The following is a 12,869-nucleotide window of genomic DNA, read 5'->3' as shown; positions in this document are numbered from 1 at the left end:
CCTGTGGGGAGGGGCGTTTTACCGCTACGCGACTTCCACGACGTACGCCATCGAGCGACGACGATAGTTCTCATAAATCCCCATCGCCAGCAGCGAGAAAAAGATCGGACCGCCAACCATCCACAGCGCGCTGTTCCAGTCATTCGCCTCAATGATGGGCTGGATCACGGTGAATATGTTGGCAAACGCCACCACCAAAACCACCACCGTGGTTGCCAGCAGCGTTGTTGCGCGGGTGTTGAAAATCACGAACGGACGTTCCAGCCCCTGCTTCGCCTTAAAGAACGGGAACGCAAGCGTCAGGAACAGATACGGGAGCGTCATTGAAACGTTCGCCATCAGAGTCAGCTTGTTGTAAAACGCTGACGCCGTGTCACCACCAAACGACACCAGCAGAATGAACACGCATACCAGCAGACACTGCATCCACATGGCGTTAGCGGGCATGCCGGTTGTATTCAACTGCGTCATGCGCGCTGGCCACAGCGCTTTTGGCGTGCCCTGAATAATGGCTTTCAGCGGAGAGTAAATCAGCGTGAAGAACGCGCCCGTATACGCAAGGAACATCGACAGCCCGGTGATGCGCGCAAACCAAACGCCCATCGTCGCCGCCGCGTCCGGCGTCAGGTTCATCGCCTGCCCCAGCGTCATGCCCAGACTTTTCATCAGAACATAGGTGATGTTCCCGAGGTTCGTGGTGTTGTTGCTCAGCACCTGCTGCCAGTTAGTGCTGACGCCCCAGAGGAAAATCGCCAGCGAATAGCCAATCGAGATGACGATGGCGGCAAAAATAATGCCTTTGGCAAAGTTCTTTTCCGGGTTCTCGGTCTTATCGACCAGGCCGCCTACGGCTTCAATACCGCCGTAAGCAAAGATGGCAAAGACCACGAAGGAGAGCATGGCGAGGCCGGACTGATAGCTCGGATTAGGGGATGAAACAAAATTCACCTCCTGTGCAAAATGGCCGCCGTTCAGACACAGAATGGCGATACTGACCACCAGCAGAACCAGGTTCAACCCCATGACCGAAATACCGCCCACAGCGGTAATACGGGCTATTTTGTTGATGCCTTTAGACGCCACCAGCGTTACAACAACCATCCAGCAGACCGCCAGAATACCCACCACCTGCGTAGAGCTGAGGCCCGCCAGCGACCAGACCTGGGTTTTATCAGCACCGAACACAAACGTCGAGAACGGAACCCACACTTTCGCGGCCGTACTGACCATCCAGACGACGTAAGAGGAGAACCACATAAACGTGCCGATAAACGCATAGCGCGGGCCAACGCTGTTGTTCATCCACGAATAGATCCCGCCCTCTTCTTTGCGATAGGCCGATCCCATTTCCGCCATCATCAGCGCAAAGGGAATGAAGAAGAATAGCGCAGAGACGATATAAAACGGCGTCGCGCTGTAACCCATCAGGTAGAAGGCCGACGGACTGTTGGCAAAACCAAAGACCGAGGTAAATATCATCAGGATGAGCCCGGTGAGGGTCATCTTTTTGAGTGAGTGAGACATATAACCATCCGAAGGAGAATTAAGCTGCGCGGATGGTAGCAGATGACCAGACAAAAATTGTGGCTATGCGAGGCAAACTAAGAAAAAGACCCGTGTATAGAGAAATTGGCAGTTTTTAATGTTGCCGTGCGGAAATGGAAAGGTTAATTGACAGGAATGCCAGGCCGGGTAAGCGCAGCGCCACCCGGCACTTTATCAGGCGCGATCGACCGTAAAGGCAATCACATCGCCAAGCTGCTCTGCGCCCAGCGCCAGCATCACCAGACGGTCAACGCCCAGCGCCACACCAGAACAATCCGGCAGGCCAGCTTTTAACGCCTCCAGCAGGTTGGTATCAATCGGCTGCTGCGGCAGACCGCGCGCTGCACGCTTGCGGTTATCCTGCTCAAAACGCTGCTGCTGTTCGCGCGCGTCAGTCAGCTCGTGGAAACCGTTCGCCAGCTCAATACCTTTATAATAAACCTCAAAACGCTCCGCCACGCGGTGGTCTTCGGTGCTGATCTGCGCCAGCGAAGCCTGGCTTGCGGGGAAATGATAAACAAACGTCGGACGATCCTTGCCAATCTGCGGTTCCACGCCAAAGGTGAAAAGCAGTTGCAGCAGCGTATCGCGATCTTCCTCAGTATCCGCCACATTGCTCAGATCCAGTTTTGCCGCCACTTCACGCAGCTGGGCTTTATCCACTGAAAGAGGATCGATTTCCAGACAACGCTGGAACGCCTGCTGATAGGAGAGCGTCTCCGCTTCTGAACAGTCCAGAACCTGCTGCAGCAGATCGTCCACCTCATTCATCAGGCGATACATATCATAATGCGGGCGATACCACTCCAGCATGGTGAATTCCGGGTTGTGGTGACGACCCATCTCTTCATTACGGAAGCTGCGGCACAGCTGATACACCGGACCACATCCCGCCGCCAGCAGGCGCTTCATGTGGTATTCCGGGCTGGTCATCAGATACAGATTCATACCCTGAGAATGGCCTGGGCCAACAAAACGGGTTTCAAACGGGACCAGATGAATATCCGTTACCGTTGCCTGACTCATGCACGGAGTTTCCACCTCCAGGACGCCGCGGTCAGCAAAGAAGCGGCGGATCTCCGCCATTACTGCTGCGCGTTTTAACAGGTTTGGGATGGATGCGCTCGGCTGCCAGGTGGCCGTTTCGCTCATGAGTAATTCTCCGATTTCAGACAAGGGCACGAAGTCTACTCGTAAGCCGGGGCAGAGACAAATTTTGCGCGGTAAAAGCGCCTTTTTCATAACGAAGAAAAATAACGTAACGGAATTCATCAATAACGATGATAAATCACCGCACTGAACAGCAAAAAAATCGAACACGTCAAATTTCCCTCACATCCATACGGTTATACTGTTTTACCCATAAAGGAGCAGTGGAATCGCTTTCGCAATTTCCCGTTCGGACAGGTGAGCTACCTTTAGTTCAACGCGTTGCGGAAAAACAAAAATCTGGAGGAATGTCGTGCAAACTTTTCAAGCCGATCTTGCCGTAATAGGCGCTGGCGGAGCGGGATTACGCGCTGCAATTGCTGCAGCACAAGCTAATCCCAACGCTAAAATCGCACTGATTTCAAAAGTCTATCCTATGCGTAGCCACACGGTTGCTGCAGAAGGAGGATCCGCCGCTGTTGCGCAGGATCATGACAGCTTCGAATACCATTTCCACGACACGGTTGCAGGGGGCGACTGGCTTTGCGAGCAGGATGTCGTTGACTACTTCGTGCACCACTGTCCTACGGAAATGACCCAGCTTGAGCAGTGGGGATGTCCGTGGAGTCGCCGTCCGGACGGCAGCGTCAACGTTCGCCGCTTCGGCGGAATGAAGATTGAACGCACCTGGTTCGCCGCTGATAAGACCGGCTTCCATATGCTGCACACCCTGTTCCAGACCTCCCTTCAGTTCCCGCAAATTCAACGCTTTGATGAACATTTCGTTCTCGACATTCTGGTCGATGACGGTGAGGCGCGCGGCCTGGTGGCGATGAACATGATGGAAGGCACGCTTGTCCAGATCCGCGCGAAAGCCGTGGTAATGGCAACAGGCGGTGCGGGTCGCGTTTATCGCTACAACACCAACGGCGGCATCGTCACCGGCGACGGGATGGGCATGGCGCTCAGCCACGGCGTGCCGCTGCGCGATATGGAGTTCGTGCAGTATCACCCAACCGGTCTGCCGGGCTCCGGCATTCTGATGACGGAAGGCTGCCGCGGTGAAGGCGGTATTCTGGTCAACAAAAACGGCTACCGCTATCTGCAGGATTACGGCATGGGCCCGGAAACCCCGCTCGGCGAGCCGAAGAACAAATACATGGAACTCGGCCCGCGCGACAAAGTGTCTCAGGCCTTCTGGCACGAGTGGCGCAAAGGCAACACCATCTCCACGCCGCGCGGCGATGTGGTCTATCTCGACCTGCGCCACCTCGGCGAGAAGAAACTGCTGGAGCGTCTGCCGTTCATCTGCGAGCTGGCAAAAGCCTACGTGGGCGTTGACCCGGTGAAAGAACCGATTCCGGTGCGTCCAACCGCGCACTACACCATGGGCGGTATCGAAACCGATCAGCAGTGCGAAACCCGCATCAAAGGACTGTTCGCCGTGGGCGAGTGTTCCTCCGTGGGCCTGCACGGTGCGAACCGTCTGGGCTCTAACTCGCTGGCAGAGCTGGTCGTCTTTGGCCGCATGGCAGGCGAACGCGCGATGGAGCGGGCGGCTACTGCAGGTGAAGCCAACGGTGCCGCGCTGGACGCTCAGGTCGCAGACGTTGAAAAACGGCTGAAAGATCTGGTGAATCAGGAAGGTAACGAGAACTGGTCTAAGATCCGCGATGAAATGGGCCTGTCGATGGAAGAAGGCTGCGGTATCTACCGTACGCCAGAGCTGATGCAGAAAACCGTCGACAAGCTGGCAGAGCTGCAGGAACGCTTCAAGCGCGTGCGCATCACCGATACCTCCAGCGTGTTCAATACCGACCTGCTCTACACCATCGAGCTGGGCCACGGTCTGAACGTCGCGGAATGTATGGCGCACTCCGCACTGGCGCGTAAAGAATCGCGCGGCGCGCACCAGCGCCTTGATGAAGGCTGTACCGAACGTGATGACGTCAACTTCCTGAAACATACCCTCGCCTGGCGCGATGCGGATGGCACTACCCGTCTGGACTACAGCGACGTGAAAATCACCACGCTGCCACCGGCGAAGCGCGTTTACGGTGCAGAAGCAGAAGACGCCGAGAAGAAGGAGAAGGCGAATGGCTGAGATGCAAAAACTGAAAGTTGAAGTGGTGCGCTACAACCCGGAAGTGGACGCCGCACCGCACAGCGCTTTCTATGAAGTTCCTTATGACGAGCAAACCTCCCTGCTGGATGCGCTCGGCTATATCAAAGACAACCTGGCCCCAGACCTGAGCTATCGCTGGTCCTGCCGCATGGCGATCTGCGGCTCCTGCGGCATGATGGTTAACAAGGTACCGAAGCTGGCCTGTAAAACCTTCCTGCGCGAGTACACCAAAGGCATCAAGGTTGAAGCCCTGGGCAACTTCCCGATTGAGCGCGATCTGGTGGTCGATATGACCCACTTTATCGAAAGCCTGGAAGCCATTAAGCCGTATATCATTGGCAACCCGCGCACGCCCGAACAGGGGCCAAACACCCAGACGCCAGCCCAGATGGCGAAGTACCATCAGTTCTCCGGCTGCATCAACTGCGGTCTGTGCTACGCCGCCTGTCCACAGTTTGGCCTGAACAAGGAGTTCATTGGCCCGGCCGCCATTACCCTGGCGCACCGCTATAACGAGGACAGCCGCGACCACGGTAAAAAAGAACGTATGGCGCAGCTAAACAGCCAGAACGGCGTCTGGAGCTGTACCTTTGTCGGCTACTGCTCCGAAGTCTGTCCGAAGCACGTCGACCCGGCCGCCGCTATTCAGCAGGGTAAAGTGGAAAGCTCGAAAGACTTTCTTATCGCTACCCTGAAACCACGCTAAGGAGTGCATGATGACGACTAAACGCAAAGCCTATGTGCGGCCAATGCCGTCCACCTGGTGGAAAAACCTGCCGTTTTATCGCTTCTATATGCTGCGTGAAGGCACGGCGGTACCTGCGGTCTGGTTCAGCCTTGAGCTGATGTACGGGGTTTTCGCCCTCAAACACGGCCCGGAAACCTGGGCCAGCTTTGTCGGTTTCCTGCAAAACCCGATCATCGTTGTGCTGAACCTGATCGTGCTCGCGGCCGCGCTGCTTCATACCAAAACCTGGTTTGAACTGGCGCCAAAAGCGGCGAACATCATCGTTAAAGGCGAAAAAATGGGGCCAGAGCCGGTGATTAAAGGGCTCTGGGCAGTGACGATTCTGGTCACTGTGGTCATTCTGTTTGTCGCACTGTTCTGGTAAGGAGACTACTGTGATCAATCCAAATCCAAAACGTTCTGACGAGCCGGTCTTCTGGGGCCTGTTCGGTGCAGGCGGCATGTGGAGCGCCATCATCGCGCCGGTCATTATCCTGCTGGTCGGCATTATGCTGCCGCTGGGGCTGTTCCCGGGCGATGCACTGAGCTACGAGCGCGTACTGGCCTTTGCGAGCAGCTTTATCGGTCGCGTGTTCCTCTTCCTGATGATCGTTCTACCGCTGTGGTGTGGCCTGCACCGCATTCACCATGCGATGCATGACTTGAAAATCCATGTACCGAGCGGTAAATGGGTGTTCTACGGTCTGGCAACCATCCTGACCGTGGTGACGCTGATTGCGGTAGTCACCATCTGACGCTTCAGGCCCGCCATCCGGCGGGCCTGTTATTTCTGCATTTTTCCCACCAGCCACTGCGCAAACTCACGCATTGCGGGGGTTTCTGCGCGCGACTGGAGTCGCGTCAGCCAGTAACTGCCCAGGTCAATCTGCGTCGCAAACGGCTGCACGATACGCTCGCTGTTCAGCAAATGGCTAAACATATCAACAGGCGCGATGGCAATTCCCACGCCCGCCTGAGCCGCCTCAAGCATGGTCACAGACGAATCAAACACCATCACCCGGTGCGTCGGTGAAGGAGGATGCTCACCCGCCGCCTGCATCCAGGCAGCCCATTCGTCGCGTCGGTAAGAGCGCAGCAGGGTAAATTTCAGGATATCTGCCGGGTTTTTTAGCACAGAGGCGATATCCGGCGTGCAAAGCGGAGCCAGCGGCGCAGGGCAAAGAAACTGCGCCTCGGTACCATGCCACGCGCCTCCACCAAAGCGGATGGTGTAATCCAGTCCTTCGGCGGCAGGATCGACACGGTTGTTATGCGTGGAAAGCTGCAGATCAATGTGCGGATAGCAGCGACGAAAATCCTCCAGCTGCGGAAAGAGCAACCCTGTCGCAAAGGTACCCACCACGCCGATCTTCAGCTTCTCCATGGCAAGATGGTGAGTAAAGCGATCGAGCAGACCGGCGATACGATCGAACGAATCGTTCAGCACCGGCAGTAAATTCTCGCCTTCCGTGGTCAACGTCAGCCCACGGGAAACGCGAACGAACAGCTGGCAGTGCAGGTGCTGCTCCAGCGCCTTCACGTGTTGGCTAATGGCAGAATGGGTCACATTGAGCTCAATGGCGGCATGCGTAAAACTAAGATGCCTGGCGGCCGCTTCGAAAGCACGAAGCGAGTTAAGAGGAAGATAGCTTCGCGTCATCTGTCGTTCCGTTAGAAAAATTAACAGCTAATGCTAAATTTAACCGTTTGTCAGCCACAGTCAAATCCCACAGACTACGCTCGTCTGATGGGCCCGGACACTCCCCTGAACCGCGATTATGGAAGATAACTGATGATCAAAAAATCCCTTTGCTGCGCCCTGCTGCTCGGCGTGTCATGTTCCAGCATTGCTGCGTCGATGACAGAAAAACAGCTGGCTGACGTGGTGGAAAAAAGCATTACCCCCCTGATGAAAGCGCAGTCCATTCCGGGCATGGCGGTTGCCGTGATCTACCAGGGCCAGCCGCACTATTTTACTTTTGGTAAAGCCGATGTTGCAGCGAACAAACCAGTTACCCCACAAACCCTGTTCGAACTGGGTTCTATCAGTAAAACTTTCACCGGCGTACTGGGTGGCGATGCTGTTGCCCGCGGTGAGATATCGCTGGGCGATCCGGTGACAAAGTACTGGCCTGAGCTGACGGGCAAGCAGTGGCAGGGAATTCGCATGCTGGACCTGGCAACCTATACCGCAGGCGGTCTGCCGCTGCAGGTACCGGATGAGGTCACTGATAACGCCTCTCTGCTGCGCTTTTACCAGACATGGCAGCCGCAGTGGAAACCTGGCACCACGCGATTGTATGCGAACGCCAGCATCGGTCTGTTTGGCGCACTGGCGGTTAAACCTTCCGGCATGGGCTTTGAACAGGCCATGACGAAGCGGGTCTTTAAACCGCTCGGGCTCGACCATACGTGGATTAACGTTCCGAAAGCAGAAGAGGCACATTACGCCTGGGGATACCGTGACGGTAAAGCGGTCCACGTGTCACCGGGGTTGCTGGACGCCGAAGCCTACGGCGTGAAAACCAACGTGCAGGATATGGCGAGCTGGGTGGTGGCCAATATGGCTCCGGATAACGTTCAGGATGCATCGCTGAAGCAAGGCATTACGCTGGCGCAGTCGCGCTACTGGCGCGTGGGGGCCATGTATCAGGGATTAGGCTGGGAAATGCTTAACTGGCCGGTCGATGCCAAAACCGTGGTTGAAGGTAGCGACAATAAGGTCGCGCTGGCACCACTGCCCGCGAGAGAAGTGAATCCTTCGGCGCCTCCGGTAAAAGCCTCATGGGTGCACAAAACCGGCTCCACCGGCGGATTCGGCAGCTATGTGGCTTTTATCCCGGAGAAGCAGCTTGGCATCGTGATGCTGGCGAACAAGAGCTATCCGAACCCGGCACGCGTTGAGGCGGCATACCGTATCCTCGACGCGCTGCAGTAAAACATTGCCGGGTGGCGGCTTCGCCTTACCCGGCCTACAAAATCCACGGTATGACGCCGCATAAAAGCCACATTTTCCTTGCTGTCATCTACACTTAACAGAAAACAGTAAGGAAACACCTATGCGCATTCTGCCTGTTATCGCCGCAGTGACAGCCGCGTTTTTAGTCGTTGCCTGCAGTTCCCCTACCCCGCCACCCGGCGTCACCGTCGTCACGCCTTTCGATTCACAACGCTTCCTTGGAACCTGGTATGAAATCGCCCGAATGGATCATCGGTTCGAGCGCGGTTTAGAAAAAGTCACAGCCCATTACAGTTCAATGGATGACGGCGGTATTCAGGTCGTTAACCGTGGTTACAACCCGGACCGGGCGATGTGGCAACAGTCGGTTGGCAAGGCGTACTTCACCGGCGACGCGAGCCGTGCCGCGTTGAAAGTCTCTTTCATCGGCCCGTTTTACGGTGGATATAACGTGATTGCACTCGACAGAGAATATCGTCACGCGTTAGTGTGCGGGCCGGATCGCGACTACCTGTGGATACTCTCCCGCACCCCGACCATTTCACCTGAAATGAAACATCAGATGCTGGACGTGGCGACCCGGCAAGGGTTTGATGTAGCGAAATTAATTTGGGTTGAACAGCCGCGTTAAGGCGTGCTGAGCTTCAGGCCAACGATTCCGGCAACAATCAGGGCGAGGCTGGCAATACGCGCCAGACTCGCTGACTCTCCCAGCAACAGAATGCCGGTGATGGCCGCGCCTACCGCTCCAATTCCAGTCCAGACCGCATAAGCCGTCCCAACAGGCAGGGTACGCATTGCCCATGACAGCATGACAATACTGACAATCATTGCGGTAACGGTAATGACGCTGGGCGTCAGGCGGGTAAAACCGTGGGTATATTTCAGACCAATTGCCCAAACCACTTCGAGCAAACCGGCAATGAAAAGAATAATCCAGGACATTTCAGGCTCCTTAACTTAAGCACAAGTTGGGGCCGTCCCCGGTGAAAGAAGCGCTTACGGGTCGTCCCGAAAGGCAGAGATTACGCTCAATATTGTGGATAGAGTGCGCTTTTTTTTCAATCCCTTTGTGCTGAATATGTTAAGGCAAGAAATAGCCGCAGTATGGCGCGCAGTTCAGGCATTTATCACTCATCCGACTTCTCTATGATGATGTGCTTTCTGATGGCAGGAAGCCAAACCACTAGCCGACTGCGAATCCACTATGTTCAAAATTCTTTTGATTGACCGTTGCCACTTCACCCGTACGGGTTTTGAAGCATGGCTCAATCATTCTGGTCTTTTTCCGGGTCACTTCGTCGTGACCGGGTTGAATAACCTCTTCCTCGCCAGAGAGCATATCCTGCAGTGGAAACCGACGCTGGTTATCGCTGACTTACACGGTTTTCGACACGATTTTCATCATTTTCAGCAACTCTCTTCCCTGATGATTGCCAGCGAAACGCAGCCCTTTATTTTACTCCAGTCGGGCGAAGAACAAGACATGACAAACTACCTGACACAATTCCCGGTATGGGCTTCGCTGTTGAAAAATGCCGATTTAGAAGAAGTGGCGATGGTGATTAATGACGCGCTGACGTCATGCGCAAGCGTTGAAATGCCGCAGATTGCCGCCCCGCTGCTGACTCGTCAGGAGGAGAAAGTGCTAACGCTGTGGATGGACGGCGCGAGCAACCAGAAGATTGCCAGCCATTTAAGTATTAACGGAAAAACGGTTTATACCTACAAGCGGAATATCAGGATGAAGCTGCATATGGACACGCGCTATTCCCCGTTTTTATCCCTGCAGGAAGCAGAGAATTGACGGTACGGTAAGAGTGGTGCGCCGTACCGTCAGTGCGTCATTAGTTCTGAGCTTTAGTGGCTGCACCAGAAATAGCATTGCCACCATCGGAGATATCTTCCCCTACACCGCGGGTGGTATTACATGCAGTCAGTACAGAAGAGAGCACCAGAACAGAAAAGATCGCTGCAATTGTTTTCTTAACCATAATATCTTCCTTTTATAGCCAAAGTTGTTTTGTGTATAGCAACTTAAGGATAGACAAGATCCCGTCATTTGACGGCACAGGAAGCATTTTTAAGAAAATTAGACGAAATTAGCTGGCTGCATTAGAAATGACGTGGCCAAGATCTTTGATGTCTTCACCCACGCCGCGCGCGGTGTTGCATCCAGAAAGGATTGCGCTGGTCAGCGCTAACAGAAGCAGAATTTTAACGGTACGTTTCATCATCCCTGCCTGCAAAAATCAGGCGCAGCGGGCGCTGCGCCTTCAATCATGACGTAAATTACTTCACGCGGGACACGTATTCGCCGGAGCGGGTATCCACTTTGATCACTTCGCCAGTCTGGACGAACAGTGGCACTTTAACCACTGCGCCGGTAGACAGTTTAGCTGGCTTACCGCCGGTACCTGCGGTGTCACCTTTCAGACCTGGATCGGTTTCAACGATTTCCAGTTCTACGAAGTTTGGTGGGGTCACAGCGATAGGCTGGCCGTTCCACAGGGTCACGATGCACTCAGCCTGATCCAGCAGCCATTTAGCGCTGTCGCCTACTGCTTTCTCATCAGCAGACAGCTGTTCGAAAGTAGAGTTGTTCATGAAATGATAGAACTCACCGTCGTTGTACAGATAGGTCAGGTTCATATCAACAACATCAGCGCCTTCAGCGGAGTCAGTAGACTTGAAGGTTTTCTCAACACGGGTGCCGGTCAGCAGGCGGCGCAGCTTAACGCGTGCGAATGCCTGGCCTTTACCTGGTTTAACGAATTCGCTGGCTTCAACCGCGTACGGTTCGCCGTCCATCATGATTTTAAGACCAGCACGAAAATCGTTGCTATAGTACGTTGCCATAAGGCCCTCTAAATTTGTTAACTGGTAGCTAAGCCACAAAATGGCGCATATTGTAACCCTAAACACCCCGTCCAGAGAAGATTGGTTATCGCAACTTGCCGATGTAATCACCAGTCCTGATGAATTGCTGCGTCTTTTAGACCTCGATCAACACGAAGAGTTGCTTGCAGGCCGCGAGGCAAAGCGCCTTTTTGCCCTGCGCGTTCCCCGTGCGTTTGTGGCGCGTATGGAGAAAGGTAACCCCGACGATCCGCTATTAAAACAAACGCTTACTTCGCAGGATGAGTTTGTCACCGCCCCGGGTTACAGCACCGATCCGCTGGAAGAGCAGAACAGCGTGGTGCCGGGTTTACTGCACAAGTACCTCAACCGCGCGCTGCTGCTGGTAAAAGGCGGCTGTGCGGTAAATTGTCGTTATTGCTTCCGTCGGCACTTCCCCTATGCCGACAATCAGGGCAATAAACGCAACTGGCAGGTCGCACTGGACTATATCGCCGCCCATCCCGAGCTTGATGAGATTATTTTTTCCGGCGGCGACCCGCTGATGGCGAAAGATCACGAGCTGGACTGGCTGCTGACGCAGCTGGAAGCCATCCCGCACATCAAGCGTCTGCGCATTCATAGCCGTTTGCCGATTGTTATTCCGGCGCGGATCACCGATGGGCTGGTCTCACGCATTGAGCAGTCTCGTTTACAGGTGCTGCTGGTAAACCATATCAACCACGCGAACGAAATTGACGATGCATTTCGGGCGGGGATGGCGCGTCTGCGTAAAGCGGGCGTGACGCTGCTGAACCAGAGCGTGCTGCTGCGCGGCGTAAACGATAGCGCCCGCGTGCTGGCAGATTTGAGCAATGCGTTGTTTGATGCGGGCGTGATGCCCTATTACCTGCACGTGCTGGATCGCGTTCAGGGCGCAGCGCATTTCATGGTGACGGATGAAGAAGCCCGGCAGATTATGCGCGAACTGTTAACGCTGGTTTCAGGCTATATGGTGCCGAAGCTGGCGCGTGAGATTGGCGGTGAACCGAGCAAGACGCCGCTGGATTTGCAGCTGCGGCAGTGCTAGTTTCCCCTCACCCTAACCCTCTCCCACAGGGAGAGGGAAAAGGCAATCAGTTCGGGCACTTGTAGACCTGGCCATTCATCTGGCTGGCGGTCGGCACGAAGCTGGACAGCATCCCCTGCGTTGGGCTGCTCACGCCGTAAATCACGTTACCGCCCATTGCCGCAGCCTGGTTACGCAGGGCATTCGCCGCACCGCGCATAGAGCCACCTTCTTCGCCATGCTGACCTGACATCCAGTTACTTTGCTCACCGGTTGCCGTGCCTAACAGCTGGCATTCACTACCCGGCTTATTTTCCACAAAGCGAACGCCCTGGCCCGCTGCCGACAGCTCATTGCTGGAGCTACAACCCGCCAGCAGCAATGCTGCCCCTACAATCCCTGCACAGACTTTTACGCGCATGTTATTCCTCGTTTTCAATAAGCTGGACAGTAGTTG

The 12,869-nt window shown here is 55.0% G+C and carries 16 protein-coding genes; 8 read left to right on the top strand and 8 right to left on the bottom strand.

All coding sequences use genetic code 11. From position 1 onward, the window contains the following. Positions 1 to 24: 24 nt before the first annotated feature. Positions 25 to 1,524 (bottom strand): glutamate/gamma-aminobutyrate family transporter YjeM, encoded by a 1,500-nt coding sequence (gene yjeM, locus ACOQH0_RS01990; RefSeq protein WP_089600931.1) that lies wholly within the window; start codon positions 1,522 to 1,524, stop codon positions 25 to 27. Positions 1,525 to 1,719: 195 nt separating this feature from the next. Further along, entirely contained in the window at positions 1,720 to 2,697 is a 978-nt protein-coding gene (gene epmA / locus ACOQH0_RS01985) for an elongation factor P--(R)-beta-lysine ligase (RefSeq protein ID WP_421511418.1), read from the bottom strand. Between the two features lie 310 nt (positions 2,698 to 3,007). Here epmA and frdA point away from each other — a divergent pair, with 310 nt between their 5' ends. Genes frdA through frdD form a run of 4 tightly spaced genes read left to right on the top strand, consistent with a single transcriptional unit; the run spans position 3,008 to position 6,301 of the window. Next, complete coding sequence (gene frdA, locus ACOQH0_RS01980; RefSeq protein WP_089600273.1) at positions 3,008 to 4,798, top strand: fumarate reductase (quinol) flavoprotein subunit; 1,791 nt, start codon at positions 3,008 to 3,010, stop codon at positions 4,796 to 4,798. Next, positions 4,791 to 5,525 (top strand): succinate dehydrogenase/fumarate reductase iron-sulfur subunit, encoded by a 735-nt coding sequence (locus ACOQH0_RS01975; protein WP_089600271.1) that lies wholly within the window; start codon positions 4,791 to 4,793, stop codon positions 5,523 to 5,525. Before frdA ends, ACOQH0_RS01975 begins: the two co-directional genes overlap by 8 nt. Positions 5,526 to 5,535: 10 nt before the next feature. Next, positions 5,536 to 5,931 carry a fumarate reductase subunit FrdC gene (gene frdC / locus ACOQH0_RS01970; protein ID WP_010427752.1) on the top strand — a complete coding sequence of 132 codons (396 nt, stop codon included), beginning with the start codon at positions 5,536 to 5,538 and terminating at the stop codon, positions 5,929 to 5,931. Positions 5,932 to 5,941: 10 nt separating this feature from the next. Further along, on the top strand, positions 5,942 to 6,301 hold the full coding sequence (frdD, locus tag ACOQH0_RS01965) for a fumarate reductase subunit FrdD (RefSeq protein ID WP_042715376.1): 360 nt from the start codon (positions 5,942 to 5,944) through the stop codon (positions 6,299 to 6,301). 29 nt (positions 6,302 to 6,330) lie between these two features. Here the strand turns inward: frdD and ampR are convergent, their stop codons facing one another. Then, positions 6,331 to 7,206, bottom strand: a complete 876-nt coding sequence (ampR, locus tag ACOQH0_RS01960) for a LysR family transcriptional regulator AmpR (protein WP_421511417.1) — start codon at positions 7,204 to 7,206, stop codon at positions 6,331 to 6,333. Between the two features lie 132 nt (positions 7,207 to 7,338). On the opposite strand from ampR, the gene blaACT reads away from it, so the two are divergent. Both blaACT and ACOQH0_RS01950 read left to right on the top strand, forming a co-directional pair. Next, positions 7,339 to 8,484, top strand: a complete 1,146-nt coding sequence (gene blaACT, locus ACOQH0_RS01955) for an ACT family cephalosporin-hydrolyzing class C beta-lactamase (RefSeq protein ID WP_421511416.1) — start codon at positions 7,339 to 7,341, stop codon at positions 8,482 to 8,484. Between the two features lie 121 nt (positions 8,485 to 8,605). Beyond that, the gene (locus ACOQH0_RS01950) at positions 8,606 to 9,136 is read left to right on the top strand and encodes a lipocalin family protein (protein ID WP_421511415.1); all 531 of its coding nucleotides are present in this window, start codon (positions 8,606 to 8,608) and stop codon (positions 9,134 to 9,136) included. Here the strand turns inward: ACOQH0_RS01950 and sugE are convergent. Continuing rightward, positions 9,133 to 9,450 (bottom strand): quaternary ammonium compound efflux SMR transporter SugE, encoded by a 318-nt coding sequence (gene sugE, locus ACOQH0_RS01945; protein ID WP_010427760.1) that lies wholly within the window; start codon positions 9,448 to 9,450, stop codon positions 9,133 to 9,135. The genes ACOQH0_RS01950 and sugE overlap by 4 nt on opposite strands. Positions 9,451 to 9,712: 262 nt before the next feature. On the opposite strand from sugE, the gene ACOQH0_RS01940 reads away from it, so the two are divergent. Further along, positions 9,713 to 10,312 (top strand): helix-turn-helix transcriptional regulator, encoded by a 600-nt coding sequence (locus ACOQH0_RS01940; RefSeq protein WP_010427762.1) that lies wholly within the window; start codon positions 9,713 to 9,715, stop codon positions 10,310 to 10,312. A gap of 40 nt (positions 10,313 to 10,352) precedes the next feature. On the opposite strand, the gene ecnB is transcribed toward ACOQH0_RS01940, so the two are convergent. The 3 genes from ecnB to efp form a co-directional block, all read right to left on the bottom strand. Next, positions 10,353 to 10,499, bottom strand: a complete 147-nt coding sequence (gene ecnB / locus ACOQH0_RS01935) for a lipoprotein toxin entericidin B (RefSeq protein WP_003855942.1) — start codon at positions 10,497 to 10,499, stop codon at positions 10,353 to 10,355. Positions 10,500 to 10,607: 108 nt separating this feature from the next. Then, the gene (locus ACOQH0_RS01930; protein WP_010427765.1) at positions 10,608 to 10,739 is read right to left on the bottom strand and encodes an entericidin A/B family lipoprotein; all 132 of its coding nucleotides are present in this window, start codon (positions 10,737 to 10,739) and stop codon (positions 10,608 to 10,610) included. Positions 10,740 to 10,797: 58 nt separating this feature from the next. After that, on the bottom strand, positions 10,798 to 11,364 hold the full coding sequence (gene efp, locus ACOQH0_RS01925) for an elongation factor P (protein WP_010427766.1): 567 nt from the start codon (positions 11,362 to 11,364) through the stop codon (positions 10,798 to 10,800). A 40-nt stretch (positions 11,365 to 11,404) separates the two neighbouring features. Between efp and epmB the strand changes: the two genes are divergently transcribed. Beyond that, positions 11,405 to 12,433, top strand: coding sequence for an EF-P beta-lysylation protein EpmB (epmB, locus tag ACOQH0_RS01920; RefSeq protein ID WP_218308836.1), 1,029 nt, complete (start codon positions 11,405 to 11,407; stop codon positions 12,431 to 12,433). A 46-nt stretch (positions 12,434 to 12,479) separates the two neighbouring features. On the opposite strand, the gene ACOQH0_RS01915 is transcribed toward epmB, so the two are convergent. After that, complete coding sequence (locus ACOQH0_RS01915) at positions 12,480 to 12,833, bottom strand: DUF4156 domain-containing protein (RefSeq protein WP_421511414.1); 354 nt, start codon at positions 12,831 to 12,833, stop codon at positions 12,480 to 12,482. Positions 12,834 to 12,869 lie beyond the last annotated feature (36 nt).

This window comes from Enterobacter sp. JS8-1, from assembly GCF_049187015.1.
Classification (GTDB): Bacteria; Pseudomonadota; Gammaproteobacteria; order Enterobacterales; family Enterobacteriaceae; genus Enterobacter; species Enterobacter mori.
The sequence above is the reverse complement of the archived record's forward strand: the minus strand, read 5'-3'. Positions and strand labels throughout refer to the sequence as shown.

Excerpts from the sequence above, each read along its gene's own strand:
- epmA (WP_421511418.1), bottom strand. The coding sequence starts at position 2,697 with ATGAGCGAAACGGCCACCTGGCAGCCGAGCGCATCCATCCCAAACCTG.
- ACOQH0_RS01975 (WP_089600271.1), top strand. The coding sequence starts at position 4,791 with ATGGCTGAGATGCAAAAACTGAAAGTTGAAGTGGTGCGCTACAACCCG.
- blaACT (WP_421511416.1), top strand. The coding sequence starts at position 7,339 with ATGATCAAAAAATCCCTTTGCTGCGCCCTGCTGCTCGGCGTGTCATGT.
- frdC (WP_010427752.1), top strand. The coding sequence starts at position 5,536 with ATGACGACTAAACGCAAAGCCTATGTGCGGCCAATGCCGTCCACCTGG.
- ampR (WP_421511417.1), bottom strand. The coding sequence starts at position 7,206 with ATGACGCGAAGCTATCTTCCTCTTAACTCGCTTCGTGCTTTCGAAGCG.
- ACOQH0_RS01930 (WP_010427765.1), bottom strand. The coding sequence starts at position 10,739 with ATGAAACGTACCGTTAAAATTCTGCTTCTGTTAGCGCTGACCAGCGCA.
- yjeM (WP_089600931.1), bottom strand. The coding sequence starts at position 1,524 with ATGTCTCACTCACTCAAAAAGATGACCCTCACCGGGCTCATCCTGATG.
- sugE (WP_010427760.1), bottom strand. The coding sequence starts at position 9,450 with ATGTCCTGGATTATTCTTTTCATTGCCGGTTTGCTCGAAGTGGTTTGG.
- ACOQH0_RS01940 (WP_010427762.1), top strand. The coding sequence starts at position 9,713 with ATGTTCAAAATTCTTTTGATTGACCGTTGCCACTTCACCCGTACGGGT.
- efp (WP_010427766.1), bottom strand. The coding sequence starts at position 11,364 with ATGGCAACGTACTATAGCAACGATTTTCGTGCTGGTCTTAAAATCATG.
- epmB (WP_218308836.1), top strand. The coding sequence starts at position 11,405 with ATGGCGCATATTGTAACCCTAAACACCCCGTCCAGAGAAGATTGGTTA.
- ecnB (WP_003855942.1), bottom strand. The coding sequence starts at position 10,499 with ATGGTTAAGAAAACAATTGCAGCGATCTTTTCTGTTCTGGTGCTCTCT.
- ACOQH0_RS01950 (WP_421511415.1), top strand. The coding sequence starts at position 8,606 with ATGCGCATTCTGCCTGTTATCGCCGCAGTGACAGCCGCGTTTTTAGTC.
- ACOQH0_RS01915 (WP_421511414.1), bottom strand. The coding sequence starts at position 12,833 with ATGCGCGTAAAAGTCTGTGCAGGGATTGTAGGGGCAGCATTGCTGCTG.